The organism is Telmatobacter sp. DSM 110680 (assembly GCF_039994875.1).
Classification (GTDB): domain Bacteria; phylum Acidobacteriota; class Terriglobia; order Terriglobales; family Acidobacteriaceae; genus Telmatobacter.
Genome location: NZ_CP121196.1, coordinates 1,550,206 through 1,566,796, shown reverse-complemented (window position 1 = coordinate 1,566,796; position 16,591 = coordinate 1,550,206). Strand labels below are relative to the sequence as shown.

Here is a 16,591-nt window from a genome sequence, read left to right as displayed (position 1 = left end):
GGACTTGAGGGTGATCTGACGAAAATGGTACGCCTGGGCGCTTCCCACTTTATTGAAACTTGACTATTTAGTAACCTAGAGGGGATGGCCAAGTTCGTCGGCCCCAGGCCTAAGAAGGAGAAGATTTCCATGGCAGAGACCACGAAGAAACCGACCACCCGTAAAAAAACGAGCGCATCCGCATCGGCAACGAAAGAGATCGCGCCCAAACGCAAAGCAAGCTCCAAAGTGACCCCAATTAGCATTTCGCACGACGAGATTGCGCGTGTTGCTTACCGCTACTGGACTGAACGCGGCGGCCAGCATGGCAACGATGCAGCGGACTGGCTGCGCGCGGAGCAGGAACTTCGCGGAAAAGCTTCCTAAGAGGATTTCAGGCAAGGCGCGGTAAGGCTGTTTCCCTTTTTCTTTTTTACTGGCTTACGTACGCTATCCGGCCCTCGCTGATTGTCCAGCGAACTTTGCCTTGCATGGTCCAGCCGTCAAATGGAGTGTTGTGCGCCTTGGAACGCGTGTCCTTGGCGTGGTACGTCCATTCGGCTTTGGGATCGAAGATCACCACGTCGGCGAAGCTACCAACGGCCAGTGAGCCACGGCCTTTGAGGCCGAGGAGGGCGGCGGGCTGCGCGCTAAGCAGGCTGAGGACGCGGCCCATGGGCAACTTCCACTCCTTGTGAAGCCAGCGCAGGCAAAGGCCCAGTGCTGTCTCGAGGCCGGTGATACCGTTGGGAGCGTTTTCGAACTCCACTTCCTTCTCATGCGTCGCATGCGGCGCGTGATCGGTGGCGATGGCGTCGACTACGCCGTCAAGGATCGCTTCAATCATGGCGTCGCGGTCCGCGGCGGAGCGCAACGGCGGATTCATCTTCGCATTGGTGTTGTACTGGCCGACGTGCTCCTCGGTGAGCAGGAAGTGATGGGGCGCTACTTCGCAGGTGACGCGGAGGCCATTGCGTCGCGCCTGGCGGACTGCGGCGATGGCTGCGGCGGTTGATGTGTGCGCTACGTGCAGATGCACGCGGGAATCCTTGAGCTCGGTGACCAGGCGGATATCGCGTTCTACGAGACTGCTCTCGGCTTCGGGAGGCATGCCGCGCAGGCCGAGTTTGAAGGCGGTGGGTCCTGCGTTCATGCTGGCGCCCTGGGTCATGCGCGTGTCTTCAGCATGCTGAATGACGCTGAGACCGACACGGGCGGCTGCAGCGAGGGTTTCGCGCATGATGCCGTCTTTGAGGATGGGATGGCCGTCGTCGGTGACTGCTACTGCACCTGCTGATTTGAGGGCGGCAAAGTCGTTGAGCGTTTCACCTTTTGACCCACGGGTGGCTGCGCCAATGGGGAATACGCGCACGACAGCGCCGCGCTCGGCAGCCAGCATCCAGCGAGTGGTTTCCGGAGAGTCGTTGACCGGCGTGGTGTTGGGCATGGCGGCGACGGCGGTGAATCCGCCGGCGGCGGCGGCGGCTGTGCCGGTGGCGATGGTTTCTTTGTAGGCCTGACCCGGTTCGCGGAGATGGACGTGGATGTCGATGAGGCCCGGGGCGATGGTGAGACCGGCAGCATCGAGGGTCTCGGTGCCATTGACGGGCTTGATTTTTCCGGGGGCGGCGATTTCAGCGACGCGGCCGTCTCTGAGCAGGATGTCTTTAGGCGCGTCTACGCCAGCGCCGGGATCAATCAGATGGCCATTGCGAATCAGGAGAGCTGTCATGCGCGGCCTTCTTCCTTTTTTCCCGCGGTAAGCGCACGTTCGACTACGGCCATGCGGATGGCTACGCCGTGGCGGACCTGCTCGAGGATCGCGGATTGCGCGCCGTCGGCGACGCCGGCGGTGAGCTCGAGGCCGCGAATGATGGGGCCGGGATGCATGACAACCGCGGTTGGTGCGTGAGCGACGAGGCGCTGGCCGGTGAGCTGGTAGGCGTCTTTGTATTGCGCGAGGTCAAGTCGCATGCCGGCGAGGCGCTCGGCTTGAATGCGAAGCATCATTACGACTTGGGATTGATGCAATGCGCTGTCGAAGTCGCGTTCGACAATGATGCCGGGGCCGGCGTTGGCGGCGGAGTCGGGGAGCAATTGCGGCGGGCCGCAGAGGATGACTTTGGCGCCGAGGCGCGGCAGCAGGAGCATATTGGAGCGGGCTACGCGGCTATGGAGGATGTCGCCGACGATGGTGACCGTGACGCCGGCGAGAGTGTCGGCGGTGAGGGTCTCTACGCCATAGCGGAGATGCGCGAGGATGGTGCGGAGGTCCAGGAGAGCCTGAGTGGGGTGCTCGTGCATTCCATCGCCTGCGTTGAGGATTGGCAGGCGGGTTGTTTCTTCGAGCAGCCAGGGGGCTCCTGAGGAGTTGTGACGGAGGATGATGGCTTCTGCTCCCAGGGCGCGGAGTGTCAGGCCGGTATCCTTCAGAGTCTCACCTTTTTCAATGCTGGAGGAGAGGCTGGAGACGAGCGTCGTATCGGCGCCGAGGCCTTTGGCAGCGAGCTCGAAACTAGTGCGGGTGCGGGTCGAGGATTCGTAGAACAAGAGGGCTACGCGACGCTTGAGCAGAATTCGATCGCGTTTCAAGGGATCGAGGTTTTCAAGGACCGTTGCGCGGAATAACAGGTGGCTCACGTCTTCAATGCTGAGATCCTGCACCGATAACAGCGAACCGGGATTGTGCGGAAACAGGGATGCGGGCGGCTTTGGCGTTTGAAGCTGTCGACGTACGGGTGGCGTTGATGCGATTGCAGTCATATCAAGTTCACAGTTCTCAGTCGTCAGTTCTCAGTTTCTGAAAGCTGAGAGCTGGTAGCCGTTGTTATTAGTCCACTCGCTCGACCAGCAACACCTGCTCGTCGTTATCGACCTCGTGAAACTTGACTTCGATTATTTCGCGACTGCTGGTGGGGACGTGGCGACCGACGTAGGTCGCCTCGATGGGCAGTTCGCGATGGCCGCGATCAATGAGAACGGCGAGTTGCACGCGGCGCGGGCGTCCATGATCGAAGAGAGCGTCGAGAGCAGCACGAATGGTGCGGCCGGTGTAGAGCACGTCATCGCAGAGCACCACGTCGCGGCCTTCGACTTCGCAACCGAGTGCGCCGGGGGTCACGACGGGACGGACACCGGCTGTAGACAGATCGTCGCGATAGAACTGGATGTCGAGGGTACCGGTATCGACGGGTCGTTTCTCGATACCCGCGATCAGTTTGCCAAGCCGCTCAGCGAGCGGAACGCCGCGGCGCTTGATGCCGATGAGGGTTAGGTCTTCGCTGCCGTTGCTTTTCTCGACAATTTCGTGGGCCAGGCGCACCAGGGTGCGCTCAACCTCCGAGGCGGACATCAGCCTACCCTTCACGCGCAGGGAGGGTGCAGTTGTTTTTTCGCTCATAAATTCTCTCGCGCTGTCTCTCGCCGGATGATAGAAGGCTGGAGGCTGATGGAGCAAGTTGTGCAGAAGTGGACGCGGCGCGATAAACATGTTTGCTGCGCCAGAGATTCAAGTTGCACAGCATCTTCGGATTAGACTTCGGGTCTGCGTCTCCGTGCTTCCAACCGGGCGCCCAGCGCTCCACCGCCAGCAGCAAAGAGCACCAGCATGGCGCAGTTGAAAAGAATCGAAAGGGTCCACACTCCGGCATGTCCTTCTGGAGATGTGAAGATGGCTTGCATCCTGGCAAACACCGGCTGCATTCGCGCCGCATCCGCTGCGTTCATCCCTGCGAGCGAATCACTGACGCGTTGCTGAAACGTATCGAGGAATGCCTTGTAGACAACGTCGATCTGGCCTGATTGGTGCAGCAGGACGCGTTCAGTAAACAACCAGCATCCGCTAACGCCGAAGGCAAGCCAAGCTGCGACGAGGCCGGTTACCAAGCCCAGGCGCGCGCCTGCGCCGATGGTGATCCAGGAAGGCCTTTGACTGCGCATATACATGAAGACCGCCAGAATCGCAGCCCCAACCATCCACAGGAATTCCAATGAATCGATCGGGGAGACGCTGGAGCAGAGCAGTCCTGCCGGTATGGCCAGGGTCAACGCGGCTCGCATGCCGGGCTTCCAGTCAATGGAACTGGCGTCGCGCACGGGTTCCGGCCAGCGTTCCGAAGACGGAGGGACGGCGCTCTCACCTTCCGTGGTGTAAACAAGCTGGGGCAATCCGCAGGCAGGGCAATAGCAGCTATCCACTGGAACAGCTTGATGGCAGCGATTGCAGGTTATTTCCATGCTGACTCAAGCCTATAGCATCCGGCGTGGGATTGCGGAAACTGCGTGCCGGAAGGACATTCGAGATGGTGCGTGGACTGGATCGATGGGGAAAAAGGATTTACGACGGCGTGCGCGCGATTAAGACATCTTCTCTGCGGCGCTGCGGCGGTGCGGAGCATGCGGCAAGAGACGAGCGTCTTTATACGGAGCGTACCAACGGCTTTTGCACTCGCGGCAGCGCACCGGGTAATGCAGCGTAAGCAAGTGGAGGGTGTCAATGACGCGCAAATTAGCGCGACGCAAGCTGCTGGACCCGCATTCGTGGCAGTAAAGAGACATTCAGCCTCCAGACTCAACAACACGGTTCGGGGGGGAGAGGCCCGTTCATTTTGACACGCGCAGAGCGCACGGAATTTGAATATTCCAAGACTCGAGGGGCCCGATCAAAGCACGAAAGAGCAATGCTATCCAAGGCGCGTGCCGGCGGCTTTCGATTTCGCCAACCATTTGTCCACGGTCGCTTCGGCAGCTTTCACGGCCTCTTCCAGCGTCAGATGGGTAGAGTCTAGCAGGAAAGCGTCGGGGGCGGGTTTGAGAGGTGAATCAGCTCGATTGCGATCCCGCTCATCGCGGGCGCGCAAATCGCGGATGACTTCATCCGGTGGGGGAACGGGTTTGGCTTCGGAATGGCCGTGCTGGCCAATCTGGTCATAACGTCGCATGCCGCGGACTTCAGGGGCCGCATCGAGAAAGATCTTTACCTCGGCGTTGGGAAATACGACGGTGCCGATGTCACGGCCTTCCATGACGACGCCGCCATTGGCGCCCAATTCCTGCTGACGCTTGACCATGGCGGCGCGGATGGGAGGGTAAACGCTGACCCGCGAGGCCGCGTCGGTTACGGTTTGATTGCGGATCTGGCCGGTGACGTCTTCGCCGTCCAACAAGACACGATTTTCTTCTTCACCGGGTTCGAGCTTGATGTCGGTGTCGGTGGCTAACTGCTCCAGGGCGGCTGGGTCCTCGAGAGGGACCTCGAGACGAAGCGCCTTCAGAGCGAATGCCCTGTACATCGCGCCGGTCTCAAGGTTGAGCAGACCAAAATGACGGGCCAAGTGCCTGGCGATGGTGCTCTTGCCTGCGCCGGCGGGCCCGTCAATGGCTACTACGAAATTTCGCTCAGGCTTCTTCTGCCCGGAGGTTTCTTCCGCACTCATCCGCGCTTCTTCGTCCCCTGCTTGCTGCTGCTATTGAAGAAGCGTTTTGCGGTTGTGGCCGTACGTCCTGTTGCAGCGCGACCAGACCGACCGGCGGCGGCGAGCGCAGGGCGGCTTTTGCGTGCTGCGGGACGAGCATCCTTGCGTGGAGAGGTGGTTTTTGCAACAGGTTTTACGCTCTTCCCGTTTCCATTCCTCTTAGCCCATGCGGGGCCCGTGGGTTTGCCGTTGCGATGCGCTCCGCTGGCGCTAGCCGATCGGTTGCCGCTGGAAGGGCGGGTGGTGCTCGACGAACGGGTGCCGCTGGACGGGCGCGAAGCCCCATGGGCTGCCTTGCCGTTTGTCCCGTGCGACGAAGTGTGGCTGCCATTGGACTTGCCGTTCTTGGCACCGCTCCAGCGCGGGCCAGCAGAGGGCCGCGATCCACTTGTCCGCGAAGAAGCAGGGCGTGACGAAGAGCTGGGACGAGCTTCGGAACTTCTGCGTACCGGGTGCCCATTAGAAGTCGATTGCGCGGACCGTGCCGATATTGCGGGCTTGTGGCCGTGCCCATTCGAGGCCGGGCGATTGAAGTGCGGCCGGGCGGATTCTGAGATTCCGTTGGTCCCATTGGTAGATGCCGGACGGACGGGCATGCGGGGGACATGGTTCTCTGCGCTGACATGGTCAGCCGGCGGCACGGGTGCCGGCGCGGCTGCGGGCGGAGTAATAGAGACCTGCTTCTGAGCAAAAGGCAGCGAGATTGCCGGACCGTGAGCTTCCTCATCCCGCTCAAAGGAGCGGAGGAAATATGCAGAGGCGGGCATGGAGGAACTTGCGTACATAGTCGAAACCGGCTCGAACTCGGGCAACGTTCCTGCTACGTAGAAGTGGGGTGCGTGTCCGAGGGAGATGGTGTGAACCTGGCGTGTCGCCACCAAGCCGCGAATGACTTCGCGTATCTTGCTGCGCGCCGTGAGCGGGGCGAGGAACAGTTCCACATCTTCCATGCTGGCGGCAATGGAGGCCTGCAGGTAGATGGAAGCAAGTACCGAAATTGCCGTAACTTGGGAAGTGGAAGCACCCTCAGCAATGGCACGCTGGAAGCGGGTGCGGAGCAGTTGCCATTTGGCTGCCTGACCACGAGCCGCGATCACCGGGATGATGCGAAGCTGCTGCCACAGTTCCGTGATAGCCCGAACGACGGCCGACTCGGAGACTTCCTTGCCCAATGCCTGTTTCAGATGAGATACGGTGGCGTCCCCAGACTCGAGGTTCTTGTAAACGTGAACGGCAAGTTGGGAAACCTGTCGAGAGCCGGTCAATTGCGGGCTGCGGCGCCAGTCGCGGTCACCGCGAAGCGCATAGACATAAGGGAGAACCCACGCAGCGACGACGAAATCAGGCTGCTCGCCGGGCTGTCCCAGCAGATTGAGCCGAACCGCAACTCCATCATTTTCAAGCCGGACTAGAAGATCTTCGGCATGGGCGATGGTCTTTGGATCGGGGGTAACTTCCGGCCGTCCGGCGACGGCTTCAACAAATGAGGGTGCTACGGAAGACGAAAATTGCCGTTTCGGTAAGAAAAGACAAAGTCCGGTCTCTTCAATCCAGGTACGGGCATCTTCCAAGGTGAGTGTTCCAAGGCCGTTTTGGCGCATTCTTTCTGCGCGCGCTTGTACTAATTGCTCCGATGTCAAAGAAAAACCTCACTTCCGGGTCGGCGCTAGCGCCCTGGCAGTCCTACGCACACTGCGGAGGACGACCACCCATGTTTTATCTTAAATGCCTTTTAAATTCGATGGAAGGCCCGTTGAATGTCCTTCCACGAGTAGAGCAGAGCTATCGGACGACCGTGGGGGCAACTCGTTGGATGCTCGGTCTTTGCAAGTTCCAACAATAGCCACTCCATTCGCTTCGGGTCAAGGGGGGTATTGATCTTGATGGCGGAGTGGCACGCGATGGAGGCGGCAATCCTAGTTCGCAAGGACGTAAGGTTCTCATTCAACGTGGGTTCACTTGGCGCTTCAGATTGCTCAATGACCTGAGTGAGCATGCGCTCAAGCGCGCTGCCCTCGAGGCCCACAGGCGCGCCCTTGACTGCAAGTGTTTGAGGGCCAAAGGGTTCTACCTCGAAGCCGTTTTGTTCCAATTCATCGGCAATTTGCGCAAAAATTACCATTTGCCATGGTTTCAGCTCGACGAGCAGCGGCATCAGAAGGCGCTGACGATGGACTTTTTCGACCTGTCGATCGCGCAGAATCTTCTCAAAAAGAATGCGTTCGTGTGCCACATGCTGGTCGATTATCCATAAGCCTTGATCGCCGGTGGCAAGGATGAACGACTCGCGGAGCTGGCCGAGGGGGCGGAGCGATCCAAGCTGGTTGAGATTTGCGGCGGCTTGGTCGGCTTCAACCTGGGCGGTTCCGGTCTGCGCGGCCTGGTTGGGGAATGTGTTCGCGAGCTCGGGCGAACAGCTTTCATGGCCGGCCTCGTTGGCAGGGGCATCTAGCAGAGCTGCAGCGACTTGGCGGAATGTTTGCTGCTCGACCCGGGTGGCAATCTCGCTATCGCCGAAGGGCAGTTTACCGGGCAAGGGACTGATGGGTCGAGGGGTCAATTGAAAAGCATCGGAAGTTGGGATCAGGCCGGCGTCGCTGTCGGGTGGCACGCTTGGGTTCAGATCCGGGTTCAGATCATGCGGAGCCCCGGGAAGCCGGGAGATGGGCACGGGGATGAGAGACGGCGAGGCAGCAGGAGATGAATCGAGGGCTGCCATAAAAGCGGCTGATGGACGAGCGGCGATGAGCGCGTTGCGAAGACTGTCGCGGACAAAATCGTGGACAAGGGACTGCTGGCGGAAGCGGACTTCTGTTTTCGCAGGATGAACGTTTACGTCCACTTCTTCGGGCGGCATTTCAAGGAACAACAACACAACGGGAGAGCTGGTGGGCGGGATGATGTTCCGGTAGGCCTCGGCGATGGCGTGCAAGAGCAGGCGGTCGCGGATCAGGCGCTTGTTGACGAAGATATAGATCGAATTGCGATTGAGCTTTTGCAGTTCGGGTTTGGAATAGAAGCCAGACACCCGCAATGCGCCGGGATCTCGAGGCGGTTCATCAGGATCGCGTTTCCATGGAGGAGGTTCGGGAAGTCCGGCCCGGTCGAAACGTATCTCCGCAGCGACGGGGAGCAATTGAGAAAGGGTTTCTTTGCCGAAGATCTGATAGATGCGCTCGGCTGGTCGGCTGACGGGGGGAGCAGATACCAGCGTGTGCGACGCGGAGACGAGCTCGAAGTGTTTTTCTGGATGAGCCAACGCGTAGTGCGTCACCAGAGCCGTAACATGCGAAAGCTCAGTGGATTCTGCGCGAAGAAATTTGCGACGCGCCGGTGTGTTGAAGAAGAGGTCGGAGACCGAGATCGTGGTTCCCCGCGGAATGGGTGCGTCTTCGACGTGAAGAATTTTTCCGCCGGCGATGTCCATGCGGGTTCCTGCTTCTTCACCGGTGGAGGTTTCGAGAGAGACGCGTGCGACGGATGCGATGGAGGGTAGGGCCTCTCCGCGAAATCCCAGAGTGCAGATGGAGAGCAATTCCTCGGCAGTGCGGAGTTTTGAAGTTGCGTGACGCTCGAAGGCAAGAAGTGCGTCATCGCGATTCATTCCCTGCCCGTCGTCGGCAATGCGAATCAGTTTGCGCCCGCCGGCTTCGACTTCAACGCGGATGCGATGGGCGCCGGCATCGAGAGCGTTCTCTAATAGTTCCTTGACGACGGAGGCGGGACGATCGACTACCTCACCAGCAGCAATCTGATTTGCTACCTGGTCGGAAAGAACACGAATACGCCCCATGGGGAAAGGGTATCAGGGACGATGGGAGAGGACTAGGGGACCGGGGACCAGGGAGTAAAAAGCAGAAAGCCGGGAGCGAGTGCGTCCCGGCTTTCCTAGATCAAGACCGATTTATGACTGCAACTGTGCAGATGGGGCGGATTCTTTTTGTAGTTCTTCCCAGCAATAGAGAGCGCGGTCACCATCAGAACCTCTTACCGGAGCGAGGTTGCAAATCGCGAGGCAGAGGTTAGCGAGAACGAAGGTTCGCGATGTATGCCAGAAAAGCAGGATGAGCGCTACGTTTGTGAGCGGACCGGCCAGAGAGACCAGCAGGTTTTTGGCGGGTGTTCCCGCTTCACGCACCACGTACATGCCCTTCATGCAAAGGCCGACGCTTTTCACTTTGACGCCGATCATGAGTGAAGTCACCAGATGCCCAAACTCATGAAGCACCATCGCGGAGAGACCAAGAAATAATGTACCGGCGAGGGAGATGAGCCAGTGTGTCAATAAATAATTCATTCTTTATGCTCCCTTACACTCTCTTGTGATGTGCAGCGAGCGGGCCGGGGATGTACAAATCTTTGCTGATTACGAATTAGTGTGCGCACGGAAGAAAGTAACAACGCGAAATGGTTACGCTTGATGTGCAAAAGTGAGTACTCCACTTATGCACAGAGCGTTTGAGTCAACGCGAAGGATTGCGTTAAAAAATCGAGGCAACTCAACGAAGCGGATTCAACAACATCATTTCATTTTTGTGCTGGAGTGGAGCAGAGCGTCTGCAAATGTCGGTGGAGGATCTTCAGCGCTGACGTCGGTGACCATGCGGGCCTGGAACCATACGTAGTGTGCGGAATGTGCCAGAGCCTCGTAGTTGACGTTGAAGTAATCCTCCAGTGTTTGTCCGGGGGGAACGGGATTCGGTGCTCCGTTGAGGATGTGCGTGAACCCCGCGGTCAATTCTTGGAGCAGAGTTGGATTGTGTTCGCGCCAATATGCCGCGGCGATTCTGTTTGCGTCGTACTCGTGCTGGTAATGAGAATTATTCTGCGTTGAGGCATTGCAGGCTTGCCACCAATGCCCTAATTCGTGCACGATGACCCAGCTATAAGTTCCACGATCGAAGACGCGGTGTGCCGCTTCATCGTCGGCATCTGGGCCGGCAAGATGGAAGAAGAACTTTTTCTGGTCGGCTTTCAGCAAACTCCATGCAGAAATGCGCAAGGTGTTGCTGGCAGGATCGTAGTTGCCGAAGGAGGGCACGTCGGTGATTTCGATTCTGGGAGTATCAAGTGAGCATCCAGCGCCGGCGGACTTCGCTTGCTGTACGAATGCGTCACGAAGTTCAGTGAGCTTAGCTTTCGTTGCGGCGGTGGCTACCGGATCCAGCGGGGAGTTCGGTGACATTGGAGCAGCATCAGACTGGGCGATTGCGGACAAGGGAGCGCAGGACAGAAGAGCCAGCAAAACGCATTTGGGGAATGAGTACATGAAGTCGGACCTCAAAGAATGACAGACTTATGAATCCACCTGATCTTCGGAAATCCTAAATTGGCGAGAGAATGACAGGAAACGAAAAATGCCGCGCGAGGCGGCATTTTTTCAAAAAAGGGATTGAAGCGAACCTAGATGCCGACGCCAAACTCGGTTGACTGTCGATTGCCGGCGCTTGAGTAGAAGTCGTAGGGAGTCCGTCTCTTGAACTTGTAACGTGAGCGAAGTTCGCGGCCTATATAGAGGCCAACTGCGGCAACGGCCATACCGACGGAGAACCATCCAATGACCTTGAGGGTCTTGGTCTCCTCTTCGTCGTCGAGGAGGGTCAGATTATTGGCTTCTGCGGACATAAAATGAACTGGTCTCCTATAAACAATGATAGCCCAACTCCAATTGGACGTATCTCACTCGAAAGAAGTGAGACTACAACTTTGGTTTGATGCGTCCCAAAGTGGTACTGGATTCATTGTGTTTCCGCTATCTTGCTGAGCCATGAATGCTGCGTTGCAGGTGGAAGAAAACTGGCGCGGATGGAATTCGCTGCGAGATCTCGCAGTTCATCACGGGAAAATCCCTGCTGGGTGTGGGCGAGCAGATATTCGTTGGCGAGATCGGAACCGAAGAAGGCAGGGTCGTCGGAGTTGAGAGTGACAAGAAGGCCGGAATCGAAATAGCGCCGCAGGGGATGAGCGGCGAACGAGGGGCAGACGCCGGTACGAACATTGGACGTGGGATTTAACTCCAGTCCAACGCTGCGTGTTTTCAGCTCTTGGAGGAGATTCGGATCTTCCGTTGCCGAGAGAACGTGCCCCAGCCGTTCTGATCCGATTGCGAGCGCTTCCCAGATGGCTTCGGGGCCGGTGGTTTCGCCGGCATGGTTGGTGAGACGCAGACCGGCGTTGCGCGCCTGCGCAAACGCTGCGCGAAACGGTTCTGAGCCGCACCGACGCTCATCGCCACCGAGGCCGATGGCGACGATGGAGGGAAATTCAGCGCGCATTGCCGCCGCTTTTTCAAAGACGCGCTCGGCCTCGGGCACGGTGAAGTGGCGGACGGCGTCGAAGATCCAGTAAATGGAGAGTCCCAGTTCCCTTTCGGCGCGGAGTCGCGCGCGTTCGAGGCCTGCGAAGATGGGCTCGAAGCAGGCGGGATCATGATTGCGCCACATGTAGATAACGCCGACGGAGATGAAGACTTCAGCGTGGACGACGCCCTGCTCGGCGAGATGCTGCATCATGCGCCAGGCAGCAAGCTCGTAGTCTTCAGGCTGCGCGAGCTGGCGCGTGACGGCCTTGAAGGCTTCGATGAAGCCGGTGAAGTCAGTGAATTGATAGAGAGCTTCAGCCTGACGCAGGGTGATGGGCGTGGCGTCGTGTCGCTGGCTGAGCTCGGCGAGCGTGGCAGGAGTGATCGTACCTTCGAGGTGGAGGTGGAGTTCGGCCTTGGGGAGGCGGCGGATGAACGCCTGAATATCATCCATTTCTTCAGTTTAATGGGCTAGTGCCGGGCCAGAGCTTGAACGGACCATGGTGAGAAGGGCACGCACGATGAAACGACCAGCAGGATTCGATCACTAATTATGCAATCGCATCGCGGGCCATGGGCTCGTTTCAGGAGGTTTTCAGCATGAAGGTCGTGCGGAATCGTCACGGAGTGTTGGCAGTTATTTCGTTCTTATCTCTCAGCGCGGGCGCTGCAATGCTGACCATGATTCCTAATCTTCAGCCGTTTGAGGATGAGACAGGGGCGGTGGCGACGTTCAATACCGCGGGCGATATCCATAAGGACAATCCATTTTTCCGGCCTCTGGGCACGAATGGGCGCACCTGCGAGACGTGCCACCAGGCCGACCAGGCATTCAGCCTCAGCGCACAGGGAGTTCAGAGGATCTACGAACGCACGCACGGCACCGATCCACTGTTTGCGGCGTTTGATGGAGCGAATTGCCCCACTGCGACGTCAACGGGCCGGGATGCGCACAGCCTGCTGCTGGAGCGCGGGTTGATTCGGATCGGAATTACGTTGCCGGCAGTGCCGGAATTTCAAATTGCGGTGGTGCACGATCCTTATGGATGTGCGATGACTACGGATGCGACGACCGGCCGCCCGTTGATCTCTGTATACCGGCGGCCGCTACCAACCGCGAATCTGCGCTACCTCAGCACGATTATGTTTGACGGGCGCGAGACGCTGATGCCACTGAACAACGCGCAGACGATTAGCGCGAATATGGTTTTCGATCTTGCCGACCAGGCGAAGAGCGCTGTTCTGCAGCATGCACAGGGTACGGCGCCGAGCGACGCGCAGTTGGCGCAGATTGTGCAGTTCGAGATGGGACTCACGACTGCACAGGTGCGAGATAACGCGGCAGGTTCGCTGGACAGGCATGGAGCGAAAGGCGGCACGGTGGAATTGTCGAATCAACCGTATTATCCGGGCGCGAACGATGCGCTGGGAGCGGACCCGACGGGAACTCCGTTCAATTCGAGCGCGTTCTCGTTGTATACGGCTTGGGAGAAGCCCAGTGTCAACGGCAATCGCTATGACGGGCGCGATGACTGGAACGATAATGGAAGGAATGCGGCGCGGGAAGACATTGCCGCGGGCGAGAAGCTCTTCAATACGCGAACGGCAGTCATTACCGGGGTGCGCGGATTGAATGATAATCCTGCGCTGGGAAGTCCGGCGTCGATTGCGGGGACTTGCACAACCTGCCACGACTCGCCGAATGTGGGCAACCATTCGGTTGCTCTTCCTCTAGATATCGCTACGAGCCGTTTGCCCGGGTACGAGTCGAATAATGCGATCGTGACGGGTTTACAGCAGTTGAGTGCGCCGGATCTTCCGGTCTTCGCGATCAGTGGGTGTCCTGATGCCGCAAATCCGGGGAGCACCGTTACGTACTACACTTCTGATCCGGGGAAGGGGCTGGTCACTGGAAAGTGCGCGGATGTCAATCGGGGAAAGGGGCCGATTCTGCGGGGGCTGGCGGCGCGTGCGCCTTATTTTCATAATGGCGCGGCTGCGGATCTCCGGGAGCTGGTGAATTTCTATAATGAGCGGTTTCAGATGAACTTCACAGAGAAGGAGAAGCGGCAGTTGATTGCGTTTTTGAATTCGCTTTGAGCTGGCTCGTTGATTTCAAGAGATGCTAAAGGCATATCCTTCGGTCCGCTCAGGATGACACGATCTGTTGGAAGGCTATCCGCGACGAGGTACGAACGTCTAGCAGGTCATGTTGACTTTTCTCGCAGTCACCGTGAACATACGGAAGTGCCCGAGACAGTTCATTGTGATACTCACGGGGATACTCAGCAGGCTTTTGCATGCGAGCATCTGACGGGAGAGTCATTTGGGTTGGGTTTCAACCGTAATGATCCAACCGAAGAGAATCCCTTCCCTGACGCATGGTGCGATGATTGTGAGATTGTCCGCGCCGCACACGACGGATGGGAGGAAGTTCCAGACGAACTGTGCAAGATTGTTTTGCTCTGTTCCGGATGCTATGAGCGGTCATGTATCCGGAACACTCGCCCAACCGTCACATTCGATGAACTGTTGAACCTGCGCTGGAAATGTGCCAGTTGCGATGAGTGGCACACCGGGCCATGCCTGGATTTCGGATTCTCGGAGCCTCACTACTGGGACAAGAATCAAGAGAAGGCAAGTCGATGGACCAACCTGGTTCCTCGGCGATTGAAAAAACCAAGCAAGACATTCCTTGATTCAGATTATTGTTCAATCGACGACGAGAGCTTTTTCGTTCGCGGATTGATTCACTTGCCGATTATCGGTGCAGCAGATTCTTTCTGCTGGGGTGTATGGGGTTCTTTAAGTCGTGCGAACTACGAGGCGCTGCTGAAAGCGGATGACGAACACTGTAACGTCGAATTGCCGCCGATGTTTTCATGGCTCAGCACGCAGATTCCGGGTTATCCAGAGACGCTGAACCTGAAGATGTGGGTGCTGATTCAAGAGCCGGGGATGCGTCCTCATTTTCGCCTGGAACGCGGCGATCATCCGCTGTGTATGGAATACCACCATGGCATCAGTCCATCGCGGGTCAAGGAAATTATGTTTGAGCGCTTGCCGGCGCTTGAGGAATAGGTGATTCTCTGTTGTTTTCCCCTTGGCATTCAGGGCGAGATTCAAGTTCAAAAAGCAAGATCCTTCGCTCCGCTTACCCCACGATTGCTGCGCGATCGCGGGGGCCCAAGCTGCTCCGCCCAGGATGACAAGGCGGTTAGGATTTTTGAACTAGCGGCTTCCGGTAACTATTGAGACTGACTTGTTGATTAGCGCTGAGGGGCGAATTCTGAGCGGTGGCGGCTGTAGAAGAAGTAGATCAGGAGGCCGGTGAAGAGCCAGATGAAGAAGGCTTCCCAGGTCAGAACTTCGAGGCCCATCATGAGCATTACGCAGAAGATGATGCTGAGGATGGGGAAAACGGGTCCCCAAGGGGCGCGGAAGGAGCGGGGGCGCTCGGGCTCGCGATAACGAAGGATGAGCACGGCAATCGACACCAACACGAAGGCGAAGAGGGTGCCGATGTTGGAGAGGTTGGAGACGGTACCAATGTCGAGCAGGCCAGCGGGGATGCCGACGACAAATCCCGCGACCCATGTGGCAACGGCTGGGGTGCGGTAGCGGGAGTGAATCTTGCCGAAGACTTTGGGGAGCAGTCCGTCGCGGGACATGGCGAACCAGACGCGGGCCTGACCCAATTGAAAGACGAGAATCGACGAGATCATGCCCAGCATGGCGCCGATTAGCACGATCAGCTCAACCCAGTGCAGGTTGTGTCCGCCGGGTTCCAGGGCGAGTCGCTTGAGGGCGTTGACCACAGGCGCGCCGTCGCCCATGATGGATTGCCAAGGGACGATGCCGCTGAGACAAATGGCGACTCCGCCATAGAGCAGAGTGCAGGCGATGAGGGTGGCGAGAATGCCGAAGGGCAAGTCGCGCTGCGGCTGTTTGCATTCCTCGGCAGCGGTGGAGACTGAATCAAATCCGATGTAGGTGAAGAAGATGATGGAGCCGCCGGAGAGCATGCCAGTCCAGCCATTGGGCATGAAGGGATGCCAGTAGACGGGCTTGATAAAGCTGGCGGCTGCTCCGATGAAGGTGAGGATGGCGACGATCTTAATGAGGACGAGGATGTTGTTGGTGCGGGCCGACTCGCGAATGCCTCGGACCAGAACCACGGTGAGGACCATGACGACGAGGAAGGCAGGGATGTTGAATCCGAAGTGCCAGCCGGGTGCGTAGAGGTCTTTGCCGGCAAGATCCTGCAGTCCGGTGGGGAGATATGCCGGAGAAATCCACTTCAAGTCCGGGTGCAGTCCGAACCATTCGAGGAGCGCCTCGATATGCGCGGCAAAGCCGACGCTGACGCTCATGTTTGAGAAAGCGTATTCGAGGATCAGATCCCAGCCGATAATCCATGCGACGAGTTCGCCGAGGGTGGCGTAGGTGTAGGTGTAGGCGGAGCCGGCGATGGGAATCATCGAAGCGAGCTCGGCGTAGCAGAGTCCAGTGAAGACGCAGACGATGGCGACGAGGACGAGCGAGAGAGCGAGGGCGGGGCCTGCTCCGGGGCGCCCGGCCATGGCGGTCTGGGCGATGAGGTAGTGGATCAGGGGGGTGTTGCTGACTTCAGGTGTGTCGAACTTCTGGCCTGCCATGGCGGTGCCGATGACGGTGAAGATTCCGGAGCCGATGACGGCGCCGATGCCCAGCGCGGTAAGAGACCAGGGGCCGAGCGACTTCTTTAGCGCGTTTTCGGGCTCTTCCGATTCGCGAATCAGCTTATCGATGGATTTGCGGGCAAGCAGTTGGCTTGGCAGGGCAGTTCTCCTCGTCC

General features: G+C 58.3%; 16 protein-coding genes. 4 read left to right on the top strand and 12 right to left on the bottom strand.

The window, feature by feature from the left end; all coding sequences use genetic code 11:
* The first annotated feature begins 129 nt into the window (after nucleotides 1-129).
* Nucleotides 130-366 (top strand): DUF2934 domain-containing protein, encoded by a 237-nt coding sequence (locus P8935_RS06335; protein ID WP_348264148.1) that lies wholly within the window; start codon nucleotides 130-132, stop codon nucleotides 364-366.
* 46 nt (nucleotides 367-412) lie between these two features.
* Here P8935_RS06335 and P8935_RS06330 read toward each other — a convergent pair whose 3' ends face one another.
* The 4 genes from P8935_RS06330 to P8935_RS06315 all read right to left on the bottom strand — a co-directional run bounded on the left by P8935_RS06330 (nucleotide 413) and on the right by P8935_RS06315 (nucleotide 4,215).
* Nucleotides 413-1,711 (bottom strand): dihydroorotase, encoded by a 1,299-nt coding sequence (locus tag P8935_RS06330; RefSeq protein ID WP_348264147.1) that lies wholly within the window; start codon nucleotides 1,709-1,711, stop codon nucleotides 413-415.
* The gene (locus tag P8935_RS06325; RefSeq protein WP_348264146.1) at nucleotides 1,708-2,742 is read right to left on the bottom strand and encodes an aspartate carbamoyltransferase catalytic subunit; all 1,035 of its coding nucleotides are present in this window, start codon (nucleotides 2,740-2,742) and stop codon (nucleotides 1,708-1,710) included. The genes P8935_RS06330 and P8935_RS06325 overlap by 4 nt, the downstream gene beginning before the upstream one ends.
* Nucleotides 2,743-2,809: 67 nt before the next feature.
* A complete protein-coding gene (gene pyrR, locus P8935_RS06320) occupies nucleotides 2,810-3,379 on the bottom strand; it encodes a bifunctional pyr operon transcriptional regulator/uracil phosphoribosyltransferase PyrR (RefSeq protein ID WP_348264145.1) in 570 nt (189 codons plus the stop codon).
* A 131-nt stretch (nucleotides 3,380-3,510) separates the two neighbouring features.
* Entirely contained in the window at nucleotides 3,511-4,215 is a 705-nt protein-coding gene (locus P8935_RS06315; RefSeq protein WP_348264144.1) for a hypothetical protein, read from the bottom strand.
* Nucleotides 4,216-4,280: 65 nt separating this feature from the next.
* Here P8935_RS06315 and P8935_RS06310 point away from each other — a divergent pair, with 65 nt between their 5' ends.
* The gene (locus P8935_RS06310; RefSeq protein ID WP_348264143.1) at nucleotides 4,281-4,457 is read left to right on the top strand and encodes a hypothetical protein; all 177 of its coding nucleotides are present in this window, start codon (nucleotides 4,281-4,283) and stop codon (nucleotides 4,455-4,457) included.
* Nucleotides 4,458-4,661: 204 nt separating this feature from the next.
* Here the strand turns inward: P8935_RS06310 and cmk are convergent, their stop codons facing one another.
* From cmk to add, 7 genes are all read right to left on the bottom strand, one after another.
* Complete coding sequence (gene cmk, locus P8935_RS06305; protein WP_348264142.1) at nucleotides 4,662-5,414, bottom strand: (d)CMP kinase; 753 nt, start codon at nucleotides 5,412-5,414, stop codon at nucleotides 4,662-4,664.
* Entirely contained in the window at nucleotides 5,411-7,054 is a 1,644-nt protein-coding gene (locus tag P8935_RS06300; RefSeq protein ID WP_348264141.1) for a hypothetical protein, read from the bottom strand. The genes cmk and P8935_RS06300 overlap by 4 nt, the downstream gene beginning before the upstream one ends.
* Nucleotides 7,055-7,185: 131 nt before the next feature.
* Nucleotides 7,186-9,246 (bottom strand): DNA mismatch repair endonuclease MutL, encoded by a 2,061-nt coding sequence (mutL, locus tag P8935_RS06295; RefSeq protein ID WP_348264140.1) that lies wholly within the window; start codon nucleotides 9,244-9,246, stop codon nucleotides 7,186-7,188.
* A 111-nt stretch (nucleotides 9,247-9,357) separates the two neighbouring features.
* Nucleotides 9,358-9,750 (bottom strand): hypothetical protein, encoded by a 393-nt coding sequence (locus P8935_RS06290; protein ID WP_348264139.1) that lies wholly within the window; start codon nucleotides 9,748-9,750, stop codon nucleotides 9,358-9,360.
* 225 nt (nucleotides 9,751-9,975) lie between these two features.
* On the bottom strand, nucleotides 9,976-10,638 hold the full coding sequence (locus P8935_RS06285) for a hypothetical protein (RefSeq protein WP_348264138.1): 663 nt from the start codon (nucleotides 10,636-10,638) through the stop codon (nucleotides 9,976-9,978).
* A gap of 218 nt (nucleotides 10,639-10,856) precedes the next feature.
* Entirely contained in the window at nucleotides 10,857-11,078 is a 222-nt protein-coding gene (locus P8935_RS06280) for a hypothetical protein (RefSeq protein ID WP_348264137.1), read from the bottom strand.
* Nucleotides 11,079-11,191: 113 nt separating this feature from the next.
* On the bottom strand, nucleotides 11,192-12,208 hold the full coding sequence (add, locus tag P8935_RS06275; RefSeq protein WP_348264136.1) for an adenosine deaminase: 1,017 nt from the start codon (nucleotides 12,206-12,208) through the stop codon (nucleotides 11,192-11,194).
* Between the two features lie 146 nt (nucleotides 12,209-12,354).
* On the opposite strand from add, the gene P8935_RS06270 reads away from it, so the two are divergent.
* Nucleotides 12,355-13,854 carry a hypothetical protein gene (locus tag P8935_RS06270; protein WP_348264135.1) on the top strand — a complete coding sequence of 500 codons (1,500 nt, stop codon included), beginning with the start codon at nucleotides 12,355-12,357 and terminating at the stop codon, nucleotides 13,852-13,854.
* A 432-nt stretch (nucleotides 13,855-14,286) separates the two neighbouring features.
* The gene (locus P8935_RS06265) at nucleotides 14,287-14,835 is read left to right on the top strand and encodes a DUF2199 domain-containing protein (RefSeq protein ID WP_348264134.1); all 549 of its coding nucleotides are present in this window, start codon (nucleotides 14,287-14,289) and stop codon (nucleotides 14,833-14,835) included.
* A gap of 188 nt (nucleotides 14,836-15,023) precedes the next feature.
* Here P8935_RS06265 and P8935_RS06260 read toward each other — a convergent pair whose 3' ends face one another.
* On the bottom strand, nucleotides 15,024-16,535 hold the full coding sequence (locus P8935_RS06260) for an amino acid permease (protein WP_348265312.1): 1,512 nt from the start codon (nucleotides 16,533-16,535) through the stop codon (nucleotides 15,024-15,026).
* Between the last annotated feature and the right edge of the window lie 56 nt (nucleotides 16,536-16,591).

Excerpts from the sequence above, each read along its gene's own strand:
- cmk (WP_348264142.1), bottom strand. The coding sequence starts at position 5,414 with ATGAGTGCGGAAGAAACCTCCGGGCAGAAGAAGCCTGAGCGAAATTTC.
- P8935_RS06335 (WP_348264148.1), top strand. The coding sequence starts at position 130 with ATGGCAGAGACCACGAAGAAACCGACCACCCGTAAAAAAACGAGCGCA.
- P8935_RS06270 (WP_348264135.1), top strand. The coding sequence starts at position 12,355 with ATGAAGGTCGTGCGGAATCGTCACGGAGTGTTGGCAGTTATTTCGTTC.
- P8935_RS06285 (WP_348264138.1), bottom strand. The coding sequence starts at position 10,638 with ATGTCACCGAACTCCCCGCTGGATCCGGTAGCCACCGCCGCAACGAAA.
- P8935_RS06315 (WP_348264144.1), bottom strand. The coding sequence starts at position 4,215 with ATGGAAATAACCTGCAATCGCTGCCATCAAGCTGTTCCAGTGGATAGC.
- P8935_RS06300 (WP_348264141.1), bottom strand. The coding sequence starts at position 7,054 with ATGCGCCAAAACGGCCTTGGAACACTCACCTTGGAAGATGCCCGTACC.
- mutL (WP_348264140.1), bottom strand. The coding sequence starts at position 9,246 with ATGGGGCGTATTCGTGTTCTTTCCGACCAGGTAGCAAATCAGATTGCT.
- pyrR (WP_348264145.1), bottom strand. The coding sequence starts at position 3,379 with ATGAGCGAAAAAACAACTGCACCCTCCCTGCGCGTGAAGGGTAGGCTG.
- add (WP_348264136.1), bottom strand. The coding sequence starts at position 12,208 with ATGGATGATATTCAGGCGTTCATCCGCCGCCTCCCCAAGGCCGAACTC.
- P8935_RS06325 (WP_348264146.1), bottom strand. The coding sequence starts at position 2,742 with ATGACTGCAATCGCATCAACGCCACCCGTACGTCGACAGCTTCAAACG.
- P8935_RS06330 (WP_348264147.1), bottom strand. The coding sequence starts at position 1,711 with ATGACAGCTCTCCTGATTCGCAATGGCCATCTGATTGATCCCGGCGCT.
- P8935_RS06310 (WP_348264143.1), top strand. The coding sequence starts at position 4,281 with ATGGTGCGTGGACTGGATCGATGGGGAAAAAGGATTTACGACGGCGTG.
- P8935_RS06290 (WP_348264139.1), bottom strand. The coding sequence starts at position 9,750 with ATGAATTATTTATTGACACACTGGCTCATCTCCCTCGCCGGTACATTA.
- P8935_RS06280 (WP_348264137.1), bottom strand. The coding sequence starts at position 11,078 with ATGTCCGCAGAAGCCAATAATCTGACCCTCCTCGACGACGAAGAGGAG.